This window comes from Streptomyces sp. NPDC002602 (assembly GCF_042889445.1).
Taxonomy (GTDB): Bacteria; Actinomycetota; Actinomycetes; order Streptomycetales; family Streptomycetaceae; genus Streptomyces.
Genome location: NZ_JBIAQX010000008.1, coordinates 285667 through 305694 on the forward strand (window position 1 = coordinate 285667; position 20028 = coordinate 305694).

23 protein-coding genes are annotated in these 20028 nt (G+C 71.5%); 12 read left to right on the forward strand and 11 right to left on the reverse strand.

Features of this window, described 5'->3' with window-relative positions; translation table 11 throughout:
• Nucleotides 1-45 precede the first annotated feature (45 nt).
• The 3 genes from ACFYW3_RS23135 (at nucleotide 46) to ACFYW3_RS23145 (ending at nucleotide 1827) form a co-directional block, all read left to right on the forward strand.
• Nucleotides 46-816, forward strand: a complete 771-nt coding sequence (locus tag ACFYW3_RS23135) for a GAP family protein (protein WP_389387160.1) — start codon at nucleotides 46-48, stop codon at nucleotides 814-816.
• Nucleotides 817-1020: 204 nt separating this feature from the next.
• Nucleotides 1021-1494 (forward strand): DUF6325 family protein, encoded by a 474-nt coding sequence (locus ACFYW3_RS23140; RefSeq protein ID WP_389387161.1) that lies wholly within the window; start codon nucleotides 1021-1023, stop codon nucleotides 1492-1494.
• 42 nt (nucleotides 1495-1536) lie between these two features.
• Nucleotides 1537-1827 carry an SHOCT domain-containing protein gene (locus ACFYW3_RS23145; protein WP_351761811.1) on the forward strand — a complete coding sequence of 97 codons (291 nt, stop codon included), beginning with the start codon at nucleotides 1537-1539 and terminating at the stop codon, nucleotides 1825-1827.
• Nucleotides 1828-1982: 155 nt separating this feature from the next.
• Here ACFYW3_RS23145 and ACFYW3_RS23150 read toward each other — a convergent pair whose 3' ends face one another.
• The gene (locus ACFYW3_RS23150) at nucleotides 1983-2540 is read right to left on the reverse strand and encodes a chloride channel protein (RefSeq protein WP_389387162.1); all 558 of its coding nucleotides are present in this window, start codon (nucleotides 2538-2540) and stop codon (nucleotides 1983-1985) included.
• Between the two features lie 198 nt (nucleotides 2541-2738).
• Between ACFYW3_RS23150 and ACFYW3_RS23155 the strand changes: the two genes are divergently transcribed.
• Nucleotides 2739-4421: a BCCT family transporter gene (locus ACFYW3_RS23155; RefSeq protein ID WP_389387163.1), complete on the forward strand. Its 1683-nt coding sequence runs from the start codon at nucleotides 2739-2741 to the stop codon at nucleotides 4419-4421.
• 110 nt (nucleotides 4422-4531) lie between these two features.
• On the opposite strand, the gene lpdA is transcribed toward ACFYW3_RS23155, so the two are convergent.
• Nucleotides 4532-5935 carry a dihydrolipoyl dehydrogenase gene (gene lpdA, locus ACFYW3_RS23160; protein ID WP_389387164.1) on the reverse strand — a complete coding sequence of 468 codons (1404 nt, stop codon included), beginning with the start codon at nucleotides 5933-5935 and terminating at the stop codon, nucleotides 4532-4534.
• 251 nt (nucleotides 5936-6186) lie between these two features.
• On the opposite strand from lpdA, the gene ACFYW3_RS23165 reads away from it, so the two are divergent.
• Complete coding sequence (locus tag ACFYW3_RS23165) at nucleotides 6187-7455, forward strand: YhgE/Pip domain-containing protein (RefSeq protein ID WP_389387165.1); 1269 nt, start codon at nucleotides 6187-6189, stop codon at nucleotides 7453-7455.
• A gap of 21 nt (nucleotides 7456-7476) precedes the next feature.
• Here ACFYW3_RS23165 and ACFYW3_RS23170 read toward each other — a convergent pair whose 3' ends face one another.
• The gene (locus tag ACFYW3_RS23170; RefSeq protein WP_266952688.1) at nucleotides 7477-7605 is read right to left on the reverse strand and encodes a hypothetical protein; all 129 of its coding nucleotides are present in this window, start codon (nucleotides 7603-7605) and stop codon (nucleotides 7477-7479) included.
• 229 nt (nucleotides 7606-7834) lie between these two features.
• Between ACFYW3_RS23170 and ACFYW3_RS23175 the strand changes: the two genes are divergently transcribed.
• Nucleotides 7835-8662 (forward strand): ribonuclease BN, encoded by an 828-nt coding sequence (locus tag ACFYW3_RS23175; protein ID WP_351761826.1) that lies wholly within the window; start codon nucleotides 7835-7837, stop codon nucleotides 8660-8662.
• A gap of 112 nt (nucleotides 8663-8774) precedes the next feature.
• Complete coding sequence (locus ACFYW3_RS23180) at nucleotides 8775-8963, forward strand: DUF6381 family protein (protein WP_351761829.1); 189 nt, start codon at nucleotides 8775-8777, stop codon at nucleotides 8961-8963.
• 154 nt (nucleotides 8964-9117) lie between these two features.
• Here the strand turns inward: ACFYW3_RS23180 and ACFYW3_RS23185 are convergent, their stop codons facing one another.
• Complete coding sequence (locus ACFYW3_RS23185) at nucleotides 9118-9384, reverse strand: DUF6479 family protein (protein ID WP_351761832.1); 267 nt, start codon at nucleotides 9382-9384, stop codon at nucleotides 9118-9120.
• A 226-nt stretch (nucleotides 9385-9610) separates the two neighbouring features.
• On the opposite strand from ACFYW3_RS23185, the gene ACFYW3_RS23190 reads away from it, so the two are divergent.
• Together ACFYW3_RS23190 and ACFYW3_RS23195 are read left to right on the forward strand one after the other, a co-directional pair.
• The gene (locus tag ACFYW3_RS23190) at nucleotides 9611-9898 is read left to right on the forward strand and encodes a WhiB family transcriptional regulator (RefSeq protein ID WP_389387166.1); all 288 of its coding nucleotides are present in this window, start codon (nucleotides 9611-9613) and stop codon (nucleotides 9896-9898) included.
• Nucleotides 9899-10134: 236 nt separating this feature from the next.
• The gene (locus tag ACFYW3_RS23195; protein ID WP_389387167.1) at nucleotides 10135-10500 is read left to right on the forward strand and encodes an STAS domain-containing protein; all 366 of its coding nucleotides are present in this window, start codon (nucleotides 10135-10137) and stop codon (nucleotides 10498-10500) included.
• A 23-nt stretch (nucleotides 10501-10523) separates the two neighbouring features.
• Here the strand turns inward: ACFYW3_RS23195 and ACFYW3_RS23200 are convergent, their stop codons facing one another.
• From ACFYW3_RS23200 to ACFYW3_RS23215, 4 genes are all read right to left on the reverse strand, one after another.
• Nucleotides 10524-10853, reverse strand: a complete 330-nt coding sequence (locus ACFYW3_RS23200; protein ID WP_351761840.1) for an STAS domain-containing protein — start codon at nucleotides 10851-10853, stop codon at nucleotides 10524-10526.
• A gap of 156 nt (nucleotides 10854-11009) precedes the next feature.
• Nucleotides 11010-11357, reverse strand: a complete 348-nt coding sequence (locus tag ACFYW3_RS23205; protein WP_389387168.1) for a PRC-barrel domain-containing protein — start codon at nucleotides 11355-11357, stop codon at nucleotides 11010-11012.
• 131 nt (nucleotides 11358-11488) lie between these two features.
• The gene (locus ACFYW3_RS23210; protein WP_389387169.1) at nucleotides 11489-13216 is read right to left on the reverse strand and encodes a thiamine pyrophosphate-dependent enzyme; all 1728 of its coding nucleotides are present in this window, start codon (nucleotides 13214-13216) and stop codon (nucleotides 11489-11491) included.
• 95 nt (nucleotides 13217-13311) lie between these two features.
• The gene (locus tag ACFYW3_RS23215) at nucleotides 13312-14895 is read right to left on the reverse strand and encodes an FMN-binding glutamate synthase family protein (RefSeq protein ID WP_389387170.1); all 1584 of its coding nucleotides are present in this window, start codon (nucleotides 14893-14895) and stop codon (nucleotides 13312-13314) included.
• A 105-nt stretch (nucleotides 14896-15000) separates the two neighbouring features.
• Between ACFYW3_RS23215 and ACFYW3_RS23220 the strand changes: the two genes are divergently transcribed.
• Nucleotides 15001-16155, forward strand: coding sequence for an aromatic acid exporter family protein (locus ACFYW3_RS23220; RefSeq protein ID WP_389387171.1), 1155 nt, complete (start codon nucleotides 15001-15003; stop codon nucleotides 16153-16155).
• 116 nt (nucleotides 16156-16271) lie between these two features.
• Here the strand turns inward: ACFYW3_RS23220 and ACFYW3_RS23225 are convergent, their stop codons facing one another.
• Together ACFYW3_RS23225 and ACFYW3_RS23230 are read right to left on the reverse strand one after the other, a co-directional pair.
• Entirely contained in the window at nucleotides 16272-16472 is a 201-nt protein-coding gene (locus tag ACFYW3_RS23225; protein WP_351761849.1) for a hypothetical protein, read from the reverse strand.
• A 58-nt stretch (nucleotides 16473-16530) separates the two neighbouring features.
• Nucleotides 16531-16989, reverse strand: a complete 459-nt coding sequence (locus tag ACFYW3_RS23230; RefSeq protein ID WP_351761851.1) for a DUF5709 domain-containing protein — start codon at nucleotides 16987-16989, stop codon at nucleotides 16531-16533.
• A 140-nt stretch (nucleotides 16990-17129) separates the two neighbouring features.
• On the opposite strand from ACFYW3_RS23230, the gene ACFYW3_RS23235 reads away from it, so the two are divergent.
• Nucleotides 17130-17348, forward strand: coding sequence for a hypothetical protein (locus ACFYW3_RS23235; RefSeq protein ID WP_351761854.1), 219 nt, complete (start codon nucleotides 17130-17132; stop codon nucleotides 17346-17348).
• A gap of 193 nt (nucleotides 17349-17541) precedes the next feature.
• Nucleotides 17542-18393: a DUF2382 domain-containing protein gene (locus ACFYW3_RS23240; RefSeq protein WP_389387172.1), complete on the forward strand. Its 852-nt coding sequence runs from the start codon at nucleotides 17542-17544 to the stop codon at nucleotides 18391-18393.
• Between the two features lie 93 nt (nucleotides 18394-18486).
• On the opposite strand, the gene proP is transcribed toward ACFYW3_RS23240, so the two are convergent.
• A complete protein-coding gene (gene proP / locus ACFYW3_RS23245) occupies nucleotides 18487-19983 on the reverse strand; it encodes a glycine betaine/L-proline transporter ProP (RefSeq protein ID WP_351761858.1) in 1497 nt (498 codons plus the stop codon).
• Nucleotides 19984-20028: the final 45 nt, after the last annotated feature.

Here is a 20028-nt window from a genome sequence, read left to right on the forward strand (position 1 = left end):
ACGTCCCGTGTGTAGCGTCGTAGGTGGTCCCACTCTGGGGGCGTCATGGTCCTCGACCTCATGCTCATCGGGCTCGCCATCGCCCTCGACCCGCTGCCCGTCATGGCGTTCGTGCTGGTGGTGACATCGGCGAGAGGCGCACGGAAGGGGCTCGTCTTCATCCTGGCCTGGCTCGCCTGTCTGGTCGCGGTGATCGCCATCGTGCTCCTGGTGACCGGCGGCCGGCCCCCCGCGCCCCGTTCCCCGCCCGGTGTGGCGGCGCTGACGATCAAGTCGGCCATCGGTCTGGGGCTCGTCGCCTACGGCCTGCGTCGCCGCCGCAGGATGCGGCGGGCGCGCTCGGACGCGGCGGGCGGCGGGGACGCGAGGACCACGTTCACCGGCACGGGCGGTACAGGCGGTACGGGCGGCACGGGCGGTACGGGCGGTACGGGCACCCTCCGCGGCCTCGACGCGGCCGGCGAGCCCTCCACGGCGACCGCCTCGGCCGTGGAGTCGCCGTCGATGTGGGGGGCGGCGGCCCTGGCGGTTCTGCTCCAGCCGTGGGGTCTGGTCGCCGCGGGGGCGGTGACCGTGATCGAGGCGAACACCTCGCATCCGGCCACCTTCGCGGCCCTGTTCGGCTTCTGCCTCCTTGCCAGCGCGGGCCTGCTGGCCGCCGAGCTGTACATCGTGTTCTCGCCCGAGGTCGCCCAGGTACGGCTGCACGGGCTGCGCGCGTGGTTGCTGCGCCACAAGGAACAGGCGATCGTGATCGGCTCACTGGTGCTGGGCCTGTGGCTGACCGCGCAGAACATCTACCTGCTGACCGGCTGACGATCGCGCGCCCCCGTCCGCGCGTCGCCGGCTCGGCGTCCCGCCGGACGGGCGACCGGGCGGAAGCCGGACATGCGGCGGCACCGGGGCGGTGTTGGAATGGCAGTAGATGACGTCCGCCCCTGCCTCATGCGCGCCGGACCCCACGGCCCGCGCCCACGGCCGTCGGCACGTCCTCCCCCACCCAGCCAGACGGGAGCAACCATGAGCAACGAGGTCGAGGAACGTACCGGAGGCGGATCCATCGAGGACATGGGCCCGGTGGACTATCTCGTGATCGAGTTCCCGGGAAACCGCATGACGGGCGAGGGCTTTCCCCTGCTCGTCGATCTCGTGGATCGCGGCGTGATCCGCATCCTCGACCTCGTCTTCGTCCGCAAGGACGCCGACGGTTCGGTGATGGCGGTGGAGCTCCGTGACCTCGGCGACGAGGTGGACCTCTCGGTCTTCGAGGGGGCGTCCTCCGGTCTGCTGGACCAGGGCGACATCGACGACGCCGGCGTCGCCCTGCAACCGGGCAACTCGGCGGGGATCATCGTGTACGAGAACACCTGGGCGGCGCCCTTCGCCCGCGCCATGCGGCGTGCGGGCGCACAGCTCGTGGCGGCCGGACGGATCCCCGTCCAGTCGCTGCTCGCGACGCTGGACGCCTTCGAGGACCCGACCGACGGACGGTGAGGGCGGCCTCGGCCGACTCCGCCCAGCTTGGAGATGAGCATCATGCCCGGACTTCTTCGCGGGATCGCCCGTACCGCCGTCGTCGCCGGAACGGCGACCGCGGTGTCCAACCGTGTGTCCCGACGGCAATCCGGCCGGTGGGCGGACCAGAACGCCCAGGCGCAGGCGGAGCCCGCCCCCCAGGCGGCTCCTCCGGTCGCGGCTCCGGTCGCGGCACCCGGCGACGAGATGAGCAGCAAGATCGACCAGCTGAAGGAGCTCGGCACCCTCAAGGAGCAGGGGCTGCTGACCGATGAGGAGTTCGCCGAGCAGAAGCGCCGGATCCTCGGCTGATCCGACGGCCCGCGGACGGTGTGGCGCGCTCAGTCGCGCCACACCGTCCGCGGGCGCAGGCTGTCGTGGATCGGGGGTGCTGCCCATCCGGTCGGCGGTCGGGGTCGCGGCGAAGCAGGCGGTCATCAGGGGAATCAGCGGCGAGGTCGCGCCCGTCATCTCGACGACGAGGACGATGCCGGTGACGGGGCGCGCACGACCGAGGCGACGAGCGCGGCCATCCCGACGATGGCGAACGGCACCGCGTCGGCGGCGCCGCCCGGGAGGAGGGGCTGCGCGAGCGCGTGTACGAGGACGCCCCACAGGGCTCCCACGGCCGGCAGGGGCGCGAACAGCCCGCCCGGTGTGCGGGCCGCGTAGCTGAGCGGGCCGGCCAGGAACCGCACCACGAGGTATCCGGCGAGCACGGGGATCAGTGGGATGTCGCCGCCCAGCAGGCGCCCGCTCAGCCGGTCCCCACCGCCGGCCGGCTCGGGGTCGACGCCGAGCAGGAGGCCCATGACGGCGCCGATGGCGGCCGCTCGCGCGACCGGTCCGACGCGGGTGACGTGGTCGCAGAGGTCCGGGAGCCCGATGACGAGGCGGTTGTAGGCCGCCCCCAGGACGCCCGTGGCCGCTTCGAACAGCAGGAAGGCGGGCAGCAGGGCGAGCGGCGGGACGGGCAGGTCCGTCGGATCCGTCGCGTCCGTCAGAGACCGGCCCGAGGGCCGCATGCCGTCCCGGACCTCGCCACGACCGCGCCGAAACCGTCCCCGACCGGGCGAACGGACGGGCGTCGTTCCGCTGCGCGGCGCGAGGCCGGCGACATCGACGACCGAGGGCCGTCAGGACACCGATTCGCGGGCAAAAGTGTGATAAGCCATCATCATCACCCATATGGGTTTTTCGGCCCTTCGCGAAGGGGGAATTCGTTGTCGAACGATTCACCGACCGGCCCTCGTTCCCGAACAGACAAGGTGGTCTTCGGCGTCACGGCCGTGTTGACCCTCGCTTTCGTGCTGTGGGGCGCCCTGGCCACCGATTCGCTGGAGAGCGTGTCGAACCGCCTGCTGAAGGGGCTCATCCACAACGGCGGCTGGGCCTTCATGCTCGCGGCCACGGGCTTCGTCGTCTTCGCCCTCTGGCTGGCCATCAGCCGCTACGGCCGGATCCGCCTCGGCCGGGAGAGCGAGGCTCCGGAGTTCCGCACCGTGTCGTGGGTGGCGATGATGTTCAGCGCCGGCATGGGCATCGGCCTCATGTTCTACGGCGTCAGCGAACCGCTGGCGCACTACGGGACGCCCCCGCCCGGCACCCACCCCGTCGATTCCGCCGAGCGGATGCAGACGGCGATGGCCACCACGCTCTTCCACTGGACGCTCCACCCGTGGGCGATCTACGCGGTCGTCGGACTCGCCATCGCGTACAGCACCTTTCGGCGCGGCCGGCGCCAGACGATCAGCGCGGTGTTCGAGCCGCTCATCGGCTCCCGGCACGCGCACGGAGCGGCGGGCCGCGTCATCGACATCGTCGCGATCTTCGCCACCCTCTTCGGCTCGGCGGCCTCCCTGGGCCTGGGCGCCCTGCAGATCGGCAGCGGTTTCCGCGAACTCGGCTGGATGAGCACCGTCAGCACCGCGCTCCTGGTCGCCATCATCGCCGTGCTGACCGTGGCGTTCGTGGCGTCCGCGGTCTCCGGCGTGGAGCGCGGCATCCAGTGGCTGTCGAACATCAACATGGTGCTCGCCCTCGTCCTCGCGACCTTCGTGTTCATCGCCGGACCCACCATCATCGTGCTCGACCTGCTCCCCACGTCCCTCGGCGCGTACCTCGGTGACCTGCCCCAGTTGATCGGCCGCACGGAGGCGACCGGCGGCGGTGACGTCGCCAGTTGGTTGGGCAGTTGGACCGTCTTCTACTGGGCGTGGTGGATCTCCTGGACGCCGTTCGTCGGCATGTTCATCGCCCGCATCAGCCGCGGCCGCACGATCCGTCAGTTCATCGGCGGCGTCATCCTGGTACCGAGCACGGTCAGCCTGCTGTGGTTCGCCGTGTTCGGCGGCACGGCGATGAAACTCCAGGAGAGCGGCAGGCTCGGCAAGGAGACCACGCCGGAGGGGCAGCTCTTCGGGCTGCTGCAACAGTTCCCCGTTCCCACCCTGATGAGCCTGTTGGTGATGGTCCTCGTCGGCATCTTCTTCGTCTCCGGCGCCGACGCCGCGTCCATCGTGATGGGCACCCTCTCGCAGAAGGGCACCTTCGAACCGGCCCGACTGGTGGTCGTCTTCTGGGGCGTGGTCACCGGGGCCGTCGCCGCCATCATGCTGCTCATCGGCAACGGCGAGGGCGACGCGCTCGCCGGGCTGCAGAACCTGACGATCCTCGTGGCGGCGCCGTTCACCGTGGTCATGATCGGCATGTGCGTGGCCCTCATGCGCGATCTGCGCCGGGATCCGCTGATCGTCCGGGGGGAGATGGGCAAGGAGGCCGTGGCCCAGGCCGTGGTCGCCGGCCACGAGGAGTACGACGGCGACTTCGAGATCCGCATCGGGCCGGGCACCGGCCCGACCCCCACCGGACCCCGGCCGCCGTCCCCGCTCGACGAGGAGCCGTAACGGCGGGGCCGGAGGACCCGGCGGTCGGGCGCGGCAGGGCCCGGCCACCGGGCGCGCGTGAGGCCGTTGCGGGGCGCGGACGCCCGCGACCCGGAACGGCCTCCCCCGACTCAGAAGTTGATCATGTGTCCGGCGAGTCCGTGGACGGCTTCCTTGACCGCCTCGCCCAGCGTCGGGTGGGCGTGCACGTTGCGGGCTACCTCGTGCACGGTCAGGTCCCACTGCTGGGCCAGGGTCAGTTCCGGCAGCAGTTCGGTGACGTCGGGCCCGATCAGGTGGGCGCCGATGATCTCCCCGTGGGTGGCGTCGCTGATCAGCTTGACGAAGCCGACCGGGTCGCCCAGACCGTGTGCCTTGCCGTTGGCGGTGAAGGGGAACTTGGCGACCTTGACGTCGAAGCCCTTCTCCTTCGCCTGGGCCTCGGTCCAGCCGAAGCTGGCGATCTGCGGCTGGCAGTAGGTGGCGCGCGGGATCATCGGATAGTCGAGTTCCATCGTCTCGGCGTCGGCGATGGTCTCGGCGGCGATGACGCCCATGGCCTCGGCGGTGTGGGCCAGCATGAGCTTGGCCGTGACGTCCCCGATGGCGTAGATGTTCGGGACGGAGGTGCGGCAACGGCCGTCGACCTCGATCGCCCCGCGTTCGGTGACGCGTACGCCGGTGGCTTCGAGGCCGTAGCCGGTGACGTTCGGCGCGAAGCCGATCGCCTGGAGCACCTTGTCGGCCTCCAGCACCTTCGGTGCGCCGTCCTTGCCTGTGACGTGCACGCGGACCCGCGGGCCGGACTCGTCGATGGATTCGACCCTGGTCGAGGTCAGCACGTCGATCCCGAGCTTGCGGTACTGCTTGGCGAGTTCGGCGGAGACGTCCGCGTCCTCCAGCGGTGCGATCCGGTCGAGGAACTCGACGATGGTGACCTTCACACCGTAGTTGTGCAGGACGTAGGCGAACTCGATCCCGATGGCACCGGCGCCCGCGATCACGACGGACTCCGGGACGTCCTGGGCCAGGATCTGCTCCTCGTACGTCACGACGCGCTCGCTGCGTCGGGTTCCGGGCAGCAGCCGCGGGGTGGCGCCGGTCGCGATGACGCACTGGTCGAAGGAGACCTCACGGGTACTGCCGTCCGGTTGGGCCACCCGGAGGGTGTTCGCGTCGAGGAAGGTGCCCCGCCCGTCGATCTCGGTGATGCCGTTCTTCTTCATCAGGTAGTGGACGCCCTTGACCCGGCCGTCCGCGACCCGGCGGCTGCGGTTGAACGCCTCCGCGTAGTCGAAGGTGACCTTGCCCTCCACCTTGATGCCGAAGGTCTTGGCCTCGTGGGTGAAGAGGTGGGCGAGTTCGGCGTTGCGCAACAGCGCCTTGGTCGGAATGCATCCGACGTTCAGGCAGACACCGCCCCAGTACTTCTCCTCCACGACCGCGACCCGCCGTCCCAGTTGGGCGGCGCGGATCGCGGCCACGTAACCGCCGGGTCCCGCGCCGAGTACCACGACGTCGAAGCGCTCGTCCATGTGCGTTCCTCTTCTGTCGGACCGAGTGTCAGGGCCTGTGCCGGGACACATCCGTCGACCCTAGGCCGTGCCGGTCGAGGACGGGGGCCGGGGGGCCGGTACTGCAACGGGGGGAGGAACGCGAGGCGTGCACCGGCGGGCACCCGTGCGGGCCGCATCCTGGCCTCTCGTACGGTCGCCGCGACGTCACCCGGTCGGCCCGTCCCGCCCCGCTGCGCGGTCCTCGTACCGCCCGGACCCCACGGAGAACCATGGCCGAGCCCGCCGCCCCTCAGGCCACCGCCGCGACGCTGGTGCGCCGCCCCCGGCTGTGGCTGGTGCCCACGGTCCTCACGGGGCTGCTCGCCCTGCTGCTGTCCCTGCTGTACATGGGCGGGATCGTCAACCCCAACTGGGACCTGCACGACCTGCCGATCGCCCTGGTCAACGACGACACCGGCAAGCCGCCGGCCGGACAGAAGGAGAACCTGGGCGCGCAGGTCACGACGGCCATCGCCGCCGACACCGGTGGCGGCAAGGCCGATTGGCGCACACTCACCCGCGCCCAGGCCCAGGACCAGCTCGACTCCGGCAAGGTGTACGGCGCGTTGGTCGTCCCGGCCGGATTCACCAACACCGTCACCGCCCTCACCACGTCACGGGCCACCGAACAGCCGACGATCACCGTGCTCACCAACCCGGGCAAGGGAAGCCTCGGTTCCTCGCTCGCCAGTCAGATCACGACGAAGGCCGCGCACCAGGCGTCCCAGAGCCTCGGCCGGCAGCTCACCGCCTCGGCCGGCACGCGGTCGAGCCCCACCGTGAGGTTGCTGCTCGCCGACCCGGTCAACGTCGTCACCCAAGTCGGCCACCCCATCGGCACCAACAGCGGCCTGGGCCTCACGGCGTTCTACTACACCCTGCTGCTCGTGCTGGCCGGGTTCATGGGCGGCAACGTCATCAGCAACGGCGTCGACACCGCCCTCGGCTACGCGGACAACGAGATCGGCCCCTGGCACACCCGCCGCCCCACCGTGCCGATCAACCGGACGCAGACGCTCCTGTTGAAGATGATGATGACCGCGGGCATCACGCTCCTCAGCTCCTCGCTGGTCCTCCTCGCCTGCGTCGTCGTCCTCGGCATGGACGCGTCCCACGTGCCCCTGCTGTGGATCTTCTCCTTCTGCGCGGCTCTCGCCGTCGGCCTCGGCGTACAGGCGATCAACGCCGCGTTCGGCGGGATCGGCCAGTTGGTGTCGATGTTCGTGTTCATCGTGCTGGGGCTGCCCTCGTCGGGCGCCACGGTGCCGCTCCAGGCGGTGCCCGGCTTCTACCGCTTCCTGTCGCACTTCGAGCCCATGCGGCAGCTCAGTGACGGGGTGCGGGCGATCCTCTACTTCGACGCCCGGGGCGACGCCGGGCTGACCCGCTCCTGGATCATGATCGCGGTCGGCACGGTCCTCGCCCTGCTCTTCGGCTTCGCCATGACCAGGTACTACGACCGCAAGGGGCTCAAGCGCCTCACCCCGCAGCCCGTCTGATCCACCTCGACCAGGGGCGATCTACCTGCCGACGGTGTTCATCAGGATGATCGCCAGGAGGTCGGCGAAGATCACGGCGAGGATGCCGAAGATCATGAGCCACGCCCTGCGCGACTCGTCCCTGCGTGATTCGTCGATGTCCGTGTCCATGGCGTCACCTCCGGTCGGCGCGCTGCCGCGAGCGCGGCCCGGTCGCATGACCGTGCGGCCGGCCCCGCCCTCCCATGATGGGCCGGCCTTCAGCGTGTGCCACATCCGTCACTCGGTCCTACGGTGGGAGCAGCGGTTGGAGCGGCCATGCTCGTCACACCCACCTCGAACCCCACGTTCCCCTCGTCACGCCCGCGGACGAGGAGCCCCCTGACGTCCCCCTGCCGTGATGACCGGTTCTGAGGGGTCCGGGCGGCTGTCGGCAGCGGGACGGCTGCGCAGCGCGATCCGGCGCGCGCGGGCGGGGCGCCGGTGGGGGCGCGTGCGGGAGCTGGACCTGTGGCAACGTTCGCTCGGCTTCGCCGCCCTCGGGTTCCTGACGCTGGTGCCGCTGCTGGTCGTCGTGTCCGCGGCGGACGCCGGCGGCGGGCAGGGGTTCGCGCAGTGGCTCGGGGACGGGCTCGGGGTGTCGGCGACCGCCCGGATGGAGATCGAACGGCTCTTCGCCCTGCCGGGTCAGGCGTGGCGGACCACGACGGCGTTCGGCCTCGCACTCCTCGCCGTGTTCGGTCTGTCCTTCGCGACGATGTTGCAGAGCGGCTACGAGCGGGTCTGGGACCTGCCCCCTGCCCGATGGTGGGCCCGGTGGCGGCACGTCCTGTGGCTCGGCGTGTTGATCGGCGCCCTGTACCTGTCCGCGTTCTCCCCGCCGTGGCGCGACTCCCCGGCCCGCGGCTTCGTCACGGTCCTCATCGGCGTCCTGTTCTTCTGGTGGTCCCAGCGACTGCTGCTCGCCGGCCGGCTCCCCTGGCGCGCGCTGCTCCCGGGCGCGGTGGCGACCATGATCGGCCTGTTCGGGCTCCGGATCTTCTCGAGGCTCGTCTTCTCGCCGCTGATCGCGTCCAGCGCCGTCACCTACGGCCCCTTCGGCACCGTCCTGGTCATCCAGTCCTGGCTGGTCGGCGTCGGGGTCGTCGTGTTCGGCGGCGCGCTCGTCGGCCGGCTCCTGCACGACGAGCTGCCGCGCCGGCCGCTCGGCACGCGGCGGGAGCCGTGAGTCGGCGGTCGCCCGCCAGGGTGGCGGACGGGGTCCGGCACTGTTTGGCTGGGGGGAGCGGAGCGATACTCCCCGGATCCACTCCGACCACTCCCCGACCCGAGGACGGATCATGGGCAATGAGAGCCGGCCGAGCGCGCGAGCACGGCAGATGCGCGACGAGGCCCAGGAACTGGAGCAGGCGGCCCAGCGGGCCATGGATCCCGCGGAACGGCAGCGGCTGACGCAGAAGGCCCTGCACATTCGCGAGAAGAGCGAGCAGGAGAACGGCCCGGGCGCCGGGACCATGGACCCCATGTGACCTCACGGCGCCCCTGAGGGCGCCTCACCCCCGGGCGGGGGCGGCGTGACCCGCGACGGCCCCGGTCCGCGGGCGGGCACGGCCCGCGGGGCCCGGCCCGCGGCGACCGCCGCCGAGCGGGGCCGGGCAAGGGCTGAAGCGAGGCGGGCAGGGCTCACGGGCGGGGGTCGGTGCCTCCCGCGGCCTCCCCCGGCGTCTGCCAGGAGTCCTCGCGTCCTCGCGCCGCGGTGGGCTGCTCGGTCGGCTGGGCCGGGGCCTCGCGCCGTGCGTTGCGTCGGCTGCCGTACCAGAAGGCGCCGATCAGCAGGACGACCAGGACCACGCCGGCGATGACGAGGTACAGCGAGCCCTGGCCCTCGGCCGCGAGCGCGCCGGTGGCGATGTCGGAGGGGATCTCGGTGGCGTACGCGATGGCAGTCATGAATCCCGCCTACCCGCGATCGGCGGACTTACGGCGGTGCGGTGACACGGCGCGCCACCAGCGACGACGGCCTCCCGGCACCCCGCCCCCGACCCCCGCCGGTACCGAAGCGGGACACCGGTGGATCCCGGCGCCGGACCCCGCCTCACGTTTCGAACAAGTCTTTGCGGTCAGACGGCCTTTGAGGAATGTGTTCGATGGACGCGGCTGTGGGAGAGCAATGGGGATGGCGAAGGTGTCGCATCTGCCCGGGCGGGCGGAGCACCACTGGATCTGGCAGATGGAGGCCGCGTGCCGCGGTCTGGGCTCGGAGGCGTTCTTCCACCCGGACGGCGAACGAGGCCCGGACCGGACGATGCGCGAGGAAGCGGCCAAGGCCGTGTGCGCGGCATGCCCCGTGCGGGCCCGCTGCCTGGAGCACGCCCTGAGCGTCGCGGAACCGTACGGGGTCTGGGGCGGGTTGACGGCGAAGGAACGTCAACCGGCCGCCGAATCGCGCCCCGCGGCGGCCTAGGCCGTCTCTTTCGGATCCTGCCGGTCAGGCCCGCGTCGTCCGGTGCCGTGCATCGCAAGGCGGAGAGGCTCCCGAGTACCAGGCAAGATCCGAAAGAGACGGCCTGGTGCCGTGGCCGGAAAGGTTCACCGGGTCACAGCACCAGCCGTGCCCCGCCCTCGACGTTCGAGACCCGATCACGCACGCGGTCCTCGGACGTACTCGCCGCCGCAGGAGACGTCTTGGGAGACGACATCATGAGTGGACCGATCGGAGCGGACGCGACCGGAACCGACGGCTCGCGGGGCCCCCTGGGGTACCAACACGCCTCGGGGGCGGCCTGGGTGGTGGAGGCGCGCGGGGAATTGGACCTCGAAACGCTCCCTCCCCTGGAAGCGGCACTCAGCCAGGCCGCGGCCTCGCACCACATCGTGATCCTGGACGCGCGGGGCGTCTCCTTCGCTGATTCCACGTGCCTGAGCGTGCTGCTGCGCGTACGGCAGCTCACCGACCTGCGGATCGCCGGGCCCTCCCGTCAACTGGGCCGTCTGCTGGAGGTCACCGGCGCGGACCAGGTGGTCACCGTCCATGCCGACCTCGCCGCCGCGACGCTCCAGACCTGAGCCGCCGTCCTCGGGGCGGCGGCTCACATGGCGCGCGCCTCGTCCACGCCGTCGGTGATGGTGAACAACGCGCGGGCCTCGGTGAGTTCCAGCAGCCGGTCCAGCCGGGGCGGTACCGGACCGGCGAGGACCAGGCGGCCGCTGCGCAGCAGGATCACCATGTGGTTGAGCAGCGAGGAGTCGGCGAACGTGACCTCGCGGACGTCCAACACGATCCGCCGCAGGGACGGATCGGCGACGGCCGCCGCACTCGCCGCGGTCAGCGGTCCGAGGGTGTCCTGATCGAACTCCCCCACGCACGTGATCACACGGACCCCGCCGTCGTCCGGCAGCACCACCACGCCTTGCTCCACCTGCGACCCCTTCACGCGCCGGATCCCGGTCGCTCCACACGACGAGCCGTCCGCCGCCCGTTCCCGGGCAGCACGTCCGGTGCGAGGCTACCCCGGCCGACGGAATCGTGAACCGGCCGGCCGGGCCGCGTGTCGCCGGTGCCCGGGCCGGCGAGCTCAGCCCTGGTCGCGGCCGTAGTAGTCGGCGACGCGGCTGCGGTAGGCGGCGTCGCCGCGGTGCTTGTCCTTGTCGTACTCGGGTGCGTTCTTGATCTGTTCCTTGGTGCGGCTCACCCGGATCCGCTCCCCCTCCATGTCCACGCTTTCGATCGTTCCCGCGGGCAGGAGGACCTCCTTGCCGAAGATCCACGGTCCGGTGTCCACGACGATGTACGAGGACCCGACGTCCTCGGTGTGCGAGTCGACCTTGCCGATGTGACCGTCGGCGGCCTCCACCTTGAATCCGATCAGCACGGCGCCGACCGGGTAGCGGGAGTCGGGGCCGTAGCTCCACAGTTCGGACATGGATCCTCTTTCCTGGTCGCCCCTCACGCCGAGGGGACGCGGCCATGTTTCCCGGCCGGGGCTCCCGCCGGCGGCCCGCGTACGGCGCCTGCGGCGAGAGTCACCCGGACGGCCCCGCGAGGTCCGCGGGGTCAGCTTTCCCGGCTCGGAAGGATCTCCTTGACCTTGGCGATGGCGTAGCCCCAGCCCTGGCTCACGGTCGGTTTGCCCGGCACGGCCACTTCCTCGGGGTTGGTCAACACGTCCAGCAGGACGGGGCCCGGGGTCTCGAACGCCCGGCGCACGCTGTCGTGGAGATCGTCCGGGTCGGTGACACGGATGCCGGTGAGACCGAGCGCGGTGGCCACGGCGGCGAAGTCGGGGTTGTCGAGCTCCGTGCCGAACTCGGGAAGGCCCGCCTGCTCCTGTTCCAGTTTGACCATGCCGAGGCGTCGGTTGTCGAAGACGACGAGCTTCACCGGCAGCCGGTACGTCTTGATCGTCATGAGGTCGCCGAGCAGCATGCTCAGTCCGCCGTCGCCGCAGAAGGCGACGATCTGGCGGTCGGGCGCCCAGAGCTGGGCCCCGAGCGCCTGGGGCATGGCGTTGGCCATCGAGCCGAGGTTGTACGAGCCGATAAGGCGCCGGTCACCGCGCATCGTGACGAAACGGGAGAGCCAGACCGTGGCCATGCCGGTGTCGGAGGTGAAGACGGCGTCCTCGTCGGCGTACCGGTCCACCGCGGCGGCAAGGGCCTCGGGCCGGATCTCGTGGTCGCGGTTGTCCAACGCCGCCCGCAGCCTGCCGGTCCAGCGGTGCTCGTGGGCGGGGTCGGCCAGGCGCTGCTGACCTTCCTCCCAGCGGGTGAAGCGGTCCCGGGCATCGTCGAGGTGCGCCCGGTCGGGGACGGAGTCCAGCAGCGGGAGCAGGGCGCGCAGCGTGGCGCCCACGTCGCCGGCGAGGCCCACGTCCACGGGCACCCGGCGTCCCAGGTGTTCCTCGCGGGTGTCGATCTGGACGACCTTGCAGTCCTTCGGGTACCAGTCGCGGTAGGGGAAGTCGGTGCCCAGCATGAGGAGCGCGTCGCCGCTGTCGAGGGCGTGGGCGGCCGCGGGGTTGCCGATCAGCCCGGTCTGGCCGACCTGGTAGGCGTTGTCGTCCTCGAAGCCCTCTTTCGCCTTCAGCGTGAGGACCATGGGGGCGGAGAGCAGCTCGGCGGCCCCCAGCACCTCGGTACGGGCGTCGCGGGCCCCTCGGCCCACCAGCAGGGTGACGCGGGAGGCGGCGTTGAGGAGTTCCGCGGCCTCGGCGAGCGCCGGGTCGTCGGGGCGGGTGACGGCGCGGTCGAGGGCGAAGCGCGTGGGACGGTCCTCGCTCAGCTCCTGGTCCCCGAGGTCGCCGGGTACGGTCAGGACGGCCACCCCGCCCTGGCTGACGGCGGCGCGCACGGCGGATTCCAACATCCGGGGCATCTGGTCCGGGGAGGTGACGGTGGCCCGGTAGACGGCCACGTCGCGGAAGAGCAGGTCGTTGTCGACTTCCTGGAAGTAGTCGCTGCCGATCTCTGCGAGGGGCACCTGGCCGCATATCGCGAGGACGGGGGCGTGGCTCTTGGCGGCGTCGTAGAGCCCGTTGAGGAGGTGCACGGAGCCGGGGCCCACCGTGCCCATGCACACGCCGAGGGTGCCCGAGAGCTGCGATTGCGCCCCGGCGGCGAAGGCGGCGGCCTCCTCGTGGCGGCAGCCGACCCAGCTCAGGTCGTCCGTGGTGCGGATGGCGTCGGTCAGGGGGTTGAGGGCGTCCCCGACGACCCCGAAGACGTGCCGGACGCCCAGGTCCTTGAGTGCGTCGACGATCACGTGGGCGACGGTGCGTGCCACAGGAGTGCCCCTTCGGTCGGGTACGGCCCTCGGTGCGAGTGCCGGTGGGTGGGTGGAGCTCGGTGGGTGGGACCGTGTCAGTGAGTGGTGCCGGGTCAGTGGGTGAAGTGGTCCGCGTCGGCCGCCCGCCAGTCGGATGCCCAGCTCTCGGGCGCTGATGCGAGAAGTTGTCCGGGGGTGAGCCATTCGTGGAGTTCCGCGTAGGAACGCACGGTGTGCGGGTCCACCCGTTGCAGCAGTTGGTGCGGGCGCAGCCCGGACGGCTCGTCGACGCCCATCGCCGCCATGATCTGGAGGGCGCTCTTGACGGTGGCCTCCTGGTAGCGCTCGACGCGCCGCGACTTGTCACCGACGTCGACGGCGCGGGCCCGCCGCTCGTCCTGGGTGGCCACTCCCACGGGGCAGGTGTTGGTGTGGCAGCGCTGTGCCTGGATGCAGCCGATGGCGAACATCATGGCGCGGGCGGCGTTGGTGTAGTCGGCGCCCTGGAGGAGTCGTTTGACGAGGTCGCTCCCGGTGGCGACCTTGCCCGCGGCTCCGATCCGGATCCGGTCGCGGAGCCCGACGCCCACGAGGGCGTTGTGGACGGCCATCAGCCCTTCCCCGAGCGGCAGGCCCACGTTGTCGGCGAACTCCAGTGGCGCCGCGCCCGTACCGCCCTCGGCGCCGTCGACGACGATGAAGTCGGGTGTGGTGTCCTCCTCCAGCATGGCCTTGCACACGGCGAGGAACTCTCGGCGCGATCCGACGCACAGTTTGAACCCGACGGGCTTGCCGCCGGCCAACTCGCGCATCCGGGCGAGGAAGCGCACCAGGTCTCGGGGAGTGGAGTAGACGCGGTGGAAGGGCGGCGAGATCACCGTCTCGCCCTGGGGGACACCGCGCACCTTCGCGATCTCCGCGTTCACCTTGGCACCCGGCAGCACTCCGCCGATGCCGGGCTTGGCGCCCTGACTGATCTTCAGCGACACGCACTTGACGTGTTCGTGCGCGGCCTTCTCCGCGAACTGCCGTTCGTCGAAGTCCCCGTCGTCCGTCCGGCATCCGAAGTAGCCGGTCCCGATCTCCCAGACGAGGTCACCGCCGGGGCGCAGGTGGTACTCGGACAGGCCGCCCTCGCCGGTGTCCTGGGCGAAGCCGCCGCGCCGGGCGCCCGTGTTGAGGGCGAGCACGGCGTTGGCGGACAGCGAACCGAAGCTCATGGCCGAGACGTTGAGCAGGGCCATGTCGTAGGGCCGGGTGCAGTCGGGGCCGCCGATCCGGACCCGGGGGACGTCGGTGCGCACCGGTCGGGGGGCCATGGACGGGGTGAGGTACTCGCTGCCGGACAGGTAGAGGTCGCGTTCGGTGCCGAACGGCTCCTCCGCGTCGGTGCCCTTGGCCCGCTCGTAGACGATGCTGCGGGTGTCGCGGTCGAAGGGGCGGCCGTCGAAGTTCCGCTCGATGAAGTACTGCTGGAGCTCCGGCCGCAGTGCCTCCAGCGCGTAGCGCAGGTGCCCGAGCAGCGGATAGTTCCGCAACAGGGAATGCCGGCGCTGCACCAGGTCGTGGACGGCCAGCGCGGCGAGCGGGAGCAGGGGGACGGCCACCGCCCACCACCACGGCGAGTCCAGGACGGCGGCGACGCAGGCACCCGCCGCGAACGTGGCGACCAGGACCACCAGAAGTATCTTCAGCACGTGGACCGTGTGTCCCGAAGCCCGATCGCCAACCCCCTTTCGCAGTACGGCGACTGTCACGTTTGACGCGACCGGGCAGGGCATACGCCACGTCGGAGGTGAGGGATGCCCGAGTGGGACAGACTGCCCGGAGCGGTGAAGGCGACGTGTACGGAGGTCGTCGGACGTGTCCGGCGCGGGGTGCGGCACCCGGGAAGTGAGCGCGACGACCTGGTACTGGGCGCGAAGACCGTGGTGGCGGCCATGGGAGCGTGGATGTTGGCCCGTCACTTCCTGCCGTCCGCGGTGGCCACGTTCGCCCCGTTCACCGCGCTGGTGGCACTCCAGACGACGGTGTACCGCTCCGTGCGGCATTGCGCGCAGTACCTGATCGCCATGACGGTCGGGGCGGCCCTCGCCGCCTCGCTGGCGGCCGCCGTCGGGATTCACGGCTGGACCTTCGGGCTGCTCACCCTCGCCGCACTCGCGCTCGGCCGGGTTCGGCGCCTGGGCGAACACGGTACCCAGGTGGCGATCGTGGGCTTCTTCGCCTTCTCCTCCGGGCAGGGCAGGATCGACTACATCGGCCATCTCGTGGCCTCCGTCGTCATCGGAGCGCTCTGCGGGCTCACGGCCCACCTCGTCCTCGCGCCCGCCCGGCACACCCGCCACCGGCAGGAGGCCGTGGCCGACCTGTACGAGGGCGTCCACCTGCGTGTCGACATCCTGGCCGACACGATCGAGTCCGAGAACCCGGACGCGGCCCGCGTGGAGCAGTTGCGCCGCGACTGGCGGCGGCTGTCCGCGGACGCGGACCGGATCCGGCACGCCATCGACGCGGAGACGGAGAACGGCCGGCTCAACCCGCGCCGGAGCATCGCCGGCGCGGCGGAGGCACTCCCCCGGGCCCAGGAGGCGGTCGACGTGGCCCAGCGCGGCCTCGACCACGTCCGGTCCATCAGTCGCAGCCTCCACCACGCCCTCGACAACGGCGAACTGGACGCCGTCCCCGCTTCGTTCCGCGCCGCGTACGCCTCGTTGTTGCGCACGGCGGCCGACGCCCTGGAGCACATCGGCCGGACCGTCAGGACCGAGCCCCGGCTGCTCGGCGAGATCCTCGACCGGACGACCGCCGAGTTCGACCACGCCCAGAAGGAAGCCCTGAACTCCCCCGACACCCACCCGGCGGTCTTCACCCTTCAGGGCACGCTCCTCACCGACGCGGGCCGGCTGGTCGCCGAACTCCGCCGGGGACACCGGGTACTCGACCCGACGGCCTGAGGCGGGCCGGCCGGCCAGCCGGGGCAAGGGTGGACGGACTCGGTCGGAGCCGGGAGTCGGTCGGGGGCGGGGTCGGGGGTCGGGACTCGGTCGGGGCGGGGGGTCGGGCCGACCGGCTACTCGCCCTTGGGGACGGACTTCACGGGACCGGGCGAACGGCGCCGCGCGTCGCCGTTCGACGGGTCGGCCTCGCCGCCCCCGTCCTTCCCTGTGCCGGGAACGACCGCCTCCTCCGCTTCCTTCCGGGCCTGCGGGTCGCCGCTCTCCCCGGGTGCCTGCGACGGAGGGGTGGGCTTGGTTGATTCCTTCTCGGTCATGGTGCCTCTCCTGGTGTCTCGTGGGGGTTTCGCGCCGGAGGGAGTCGAGCGGTACGGACTACCGCGGCTCTTCCTCCGGGTCCTCGATGACGTGCACGGCGGCTTCCTCCGCGGAGGCGGCGCCGGCGTCGACGCCCACGTCGTGGGCGAGGACGTTGTTCTCCCGCGGGGAGTCCGTGGCGGGGGCCAACCGGCCGGCGCGGGCGTCGCCCGCCTGCGGGTCGACGGGCTCGCCCTCCCCGCCGTCCAGGTCTCCGATCCCGTCCCCCGCCGGGGGCTGCACGTCGGGTACCTCGCGGGCCAGACGCTCGTCGAGGCTCTCGCCCTGCTGCTGTTCCTCGCCGGTGGTGGCGTGGCGATCACTCGCGTAGGGCCGCTCGGGAGGCGAGTACCCCTGGTCGAGGCGGGCGTCGGTGTCGAGTTCCCCGACGCTGTGGTCCATGTCCGGTTCCTCGGAACGCTCGTCGTCGGGCTGGGGCTGGTAGACGTCGTCGCCGCGGGCGTCGGATTCGCTCATGAGCACGTCCTTTCCTCGATGTGCCGCCCGGTCGGGGGCGCTGCCGTTCTCTGGGGCGCCTCCCCAATAATCGGGCGATCACGCAGGCCGACCGGCCCCGGTTGTACCGCCGCCCCCGGAGTGTGGTCGTATCGGCTGTCATGAACCACGACCTCCGCACAGACGACTTCCCCGACGCCGACGGCGACGGTCGGCGCGAGCGGGCCCGCAGGACGGTCGCCTCCCACGCCACCGACCCCGACGACTACATCGCCCTCTTGAGCGCCCTGGATCTCCACGCCGACGGGGACGCGCGACCGGCCGCGCGGACCTGTGCCCGCGCCGCCCGGCGCCCGGACCGCGCCACCCGTTCGGAGTAGACGGGTCGCCGGGGGTGACGCCCCGGTCACACAGCGGTTCCGGCCGTCCGAGGGCCCCGGCGGCCCTCTCCTGTGCGCGTCGACCGGTTGCGGCGACACGGCTCAGGGTGCGGTCTGGAGGGGGGCACGGGGTGAGCGCGGGACAACGAGGTCGCCGCGCGCCGCGTGCCGAACCGCACTGGAGGATTCACCGATGAGCGCTGGAAACGGTTTCCTGAGCACCGAGCAACTGTTGACCCTGACGGCCTACGACGCCGACGGGGAGAGGATCGGCAGCATCGGTCAGGTCTACCGCGACGACGCGACGGGCCGGCCGGAATGGGTCACGGTCAAGACCGGCTGGTTCGGCATGAAGGAGTCGTTCGTTCCCCTCGCGGGCGCCCGCAGCGACGGCGAGGGCCTGCACGTCCCGCACGCCAAGGACGTCGTCAGGGACGCCCCGCGGGTCGACGCCGACCAACACCTCGACTCCGACGAGGAGCACAGGCTCTACCGGCACTACGGCCTGTCCCCCGCGGCCGCGGCCGCTGCCTCCCGCGGCAACGGCCAGGCGAAGGGCAAGGGCAACGGGAAGACCCACCGCACCTCCGTGGACGCCCCCGGCATCGCGACGGGGACGTACGTCGACGCCCGGGACGAGGGCCGCGGCGGGGACGAGCTGATCCGCTCCGAGGAGCGGATGCGGGTGGGGACCACCAACGAGGAGGTCGGGCGCGCACGGCTGAAGAAGGTCGTCGTCACCGAGAACGTCACCACCACGGTCCCCGTCAGCCACGAGGAGGTCCGTGTCGTACGCGAACCGATCCGCGGCGGGGAGCGGGTGCGCGCCGGCGCCATCGGCGAGGCCGAGACGGAGGTGACCCTGCGCGCCGAGCGGGCGGTGACCCGCAAGGAGACCGTGCCCGTCGAGCGCGTGCGCCTGGAGACGGAGCGGGTCACGGAGCAGCAGGAGGTCTCCGGCACCGTCCGCAAGGAGCAGGTCCGCTACGAACAGGGCGGGGACGCCTCCCGTCGGGGCGAGGGCGGCAAGGGCCCGCGCCGCTGACGCGAGGCCCCCGGCGCCCGAACGGCCCGTACCGCCTCGACGAGGCGGTACGGGCCGCTCCCTGTGCCGAAGGCCGGAGAGCGGAGCCCGGCGTCAGAACTTCGGTTCGGGTGACTGGGCCGCGCACAGTTCGGCGGCCTCCTCCGGCGTCTCGACCGAGGGCGGGGAGCCGTCCAGCGGCTTCTGCGCGGTCTCCTTCATGCAGGCGACGGCGATGATGCCGACGAGAGCCGCGGCCATCGCGTAGTAGGCCGGCATGAGGTTCGAGCCGCTCCAGCTGATCAGGGCCGTGATCACCAGCGGGGTCGTCCCACCGAAGATCGACGCCGACAGGTTGTAGCCCACGGACAGCGACCCGTAGCGGACCTGCGTCGGGAAGAGGGCCGGGAGGGCGGCGGACATCGTGCCGAGCAGACAGACGAGCGAGAGTCCCAGCATCAGCATGCCGAGGGTGATCGCCGGGATGCCGCCCTGGCGGATCAGGAGGAAGGAGGGGAGCGACAGCACGAAGAAGCCCACCATGCCCGCCATCAGCAGCGGCTTGCGGCCGAACCGGTCGGAGAGCCTGCCGACCTGGCTGACGAGGAGCATGAGGAAGACCATCACGCCGAGCAGGATGAGCAGGCCGTGCGTCTCGCTGTAGCCGAGTTCGTCCGACAGGTAGGTCGGCATGTACGACAGGAGCATGTAGTCGGCGATGTTGTACGCGCCCACCAGGCAGACGCAGAGGATCAGTGTCGGCCAGTACTGACGGAAGATCTTCGCGAGGTCGCCCTTGGTGGTCGTCTCCACGCGGTCGGCCGCCTCGGTGGCGTGCGCCTTGCCGCCCTCCAGCTTCTGGAAGGCCGGGGTCTCGTCGAGGCGCAGGCGCAGGTACAGGCCGACCAGGCCGAGGGGACCGGCGACCAGGAACGGGACGCGCCAGCCCCAGGCCTCCATCTGCGGGTCGTCGAGCACGGCGTACAGCGCGGTGACGAGGCCGGCCGCACCGACGTAGCCGGCCAGGGTGCCGAATTCGAGGAAGCTGCCGAAGAAGCCACGCCGCTTGTCGGGGGCGTACTCGGCGATGAAGGTGGAGGCGCCGCCGTACTCACCGCCGGTCGAGAAGCCCTGGAGCATGCGGAAGACGATCAGCAGGACCGGGGCCCACACGCCGATCGTGTCGTGCGAGGGGATGAGACCGATGGCGAACGTGCCGACCGCCATCATGATCATGGTGAGGGCCAGGACCTTCTTGCGGCCGAGCCGGTCGCCCATCGGGCCGAAGAACATGCCGCCGAGGGGCCTGACCAGGAAGGCCACGGCGAAGGTGGCGAACGAGGACAGTAGCTGGGTGGTGTCGCTCCCGGAGGGGAAGAAGACGTGGCCCAGGGTGACGGCGAGATACGAGTAGATGCCGAAGTCGAACCATTCCATGGCGTTGCCGAGCGACGCCGCCTTCACGGCGCGCTTGACCGCCTGCTCGTCGGTGACGGTGATGTCCGTCCGACGGAGTCTGGGGTTCCGGCGCTGCCTGACGGCACGGAACAGTATGGGATGGCGCTTCACCGCTTCCGGATCGGCCACCTGCTGGGATTCGGGGGCCGCCATGGCCGGTCCTTTCCTCGGTGGGTGCTCCAGGAACCGCGTCTGCGC

Excerpts from the sequence above, each read along its gene's own strand:
- ACFYW3_RS23135 (WP_389387160.1), top strand. The coding sequence starts at position 46 with ATGGTCCTCGACCTCATGCTCATCGGGCTCGCCATCGCCCTCGACCCG.
- ACFYW3_RS23140 (WP_389387161.1), top strand. The coding sequence starts at position 1,021 with ATGAGCAACGAGGTCGAGGAACGTACCGGAGGCGGATCCATCGAGGAC.
- ACFYW3_RS23145 (WP_351761811.1), top strand. The coding sequence starts at position 1,537 with ATGCCCGGACTTCTTCGCGGGATCGCCCGTACCGCCGTCGTCGCCGGA.
- ACFYW3_RS23150 (WP_389387162.1), bottom strand. The coding sequence starts at position 2,540 with ATGCGGCCCTCGGGCCGGTCTCTGACGGACGCGACGGATCCGACGGAC.
- lpdA (WP_389387164.1), bottom strand. The coding sequence starts at position 5,935 with ATGGACGAGCGCTTCGACGTCGTGGTACTCGGCGCGGGACCCGGCGGT.
- ACFYW3_RS23165 (WP_389387165.1), top strand. The coding sequence starts at position 6,187 with ATGGCCGAGCCCGCCGCCCCTCAGGCCACCGCCGCGACGCTGGTGCGC.
- ACFYW3_RS23170 (WP_266952688.1), bottom strand. The coding sequence starts at position 7,605 with ATGGACACGGACATCGACGAATCACGCAGGGACGAGTCGCGCAGGGCG.
- ACFYW3_RS23175 (WP_351761826.1), top strand. The coding sequence starts at position 7,835 with ATGACCGGTTCTGAGGGGTCCGGGCGGCTGTCGGCAGCGGGACGGCTG.
- ACFYW3_RS23180 (WP_351761829.1), top strand. The coding sequence starts at position 8,775 with ATGGGCAATGAGAGCCGGCCGAGCGCGCGAGCACGGCAGATGCGCGAC.
- ACFYW3_RS23185 (WP_351761832.1), bottom strand. The coding sequence starts at position 9,384 with ATGACTGCCATCGCGTACGCCACCGAGATCCCCTCCGACATCGCCACC.
- ACFYW3_RS23190 (WP_389387166.1), top strand. The coding sequence starts at position 9,611 with ATGGCGAAGGTGTCGCATCTGCCCGGGCGGGCGGAGCACCACTGGATC.
- ACFYW3_RS23195 (WP_389387167.1), top strand. The coding sequence starts at position 10,135 with ATGAGTGGACCGATCGGAGCGGACGCGACCGGAACCGACGGCTCGCGG.
- ACFYW3_RS23205 (WP_389387168.1), bottom strand. The coding sequence starts at position 11,357 with ATGTCCGAACTGTGGAGCTACGGCCCCGACTCCCGCTACCCGGTCGGC.
- ACFYW3_RS23220 (WP_389387171.1), top strand. The coding sequence starts at position 15,001 with ATGCCCGAGTGGGACAGACTGCCCGGAGCGGTGAAGGCGACGTGTACG.
- ACFYW3_RS23225 (WP_351761849.1), bottom strand. The coding sequence starts at position 16,472 with ATGACCGAGAAGGAATCAACCAAGCCCACCCCTCCGTCGCAGGCACCC.
- ACFYW3_RS23230 (WP_351761851.1), bottom strand. The coding sequence starts at position 16,989 with ATGAGCGAATCCGACGCCCGCGGCGACGACGTCTACCAGCCCCAGCCC.
- ACFYW3_RS23235 (WP_351761854.1), top strand. The coding sequence starts at position 17,130 with ATGAACCACGACCTCCGCACAGACGACTTCCCCGACGCCGACGGCGAC.
- ACFYW3_RS23240 (WP_389387172.1), top strand. The coding sequence starts at position 17,542 with ATGAGCGCTGGAAACGGTTTCCTGAGCACCGAGCAACTGTTGACCCTG.
- proP (WP_351761858.1), bottom strand. The coding sequence starts at position 19,983 with ATGGCGGCCCCCGAATCCCAGCAGGTGGCCGATCCGGAAGCGGTGAAG.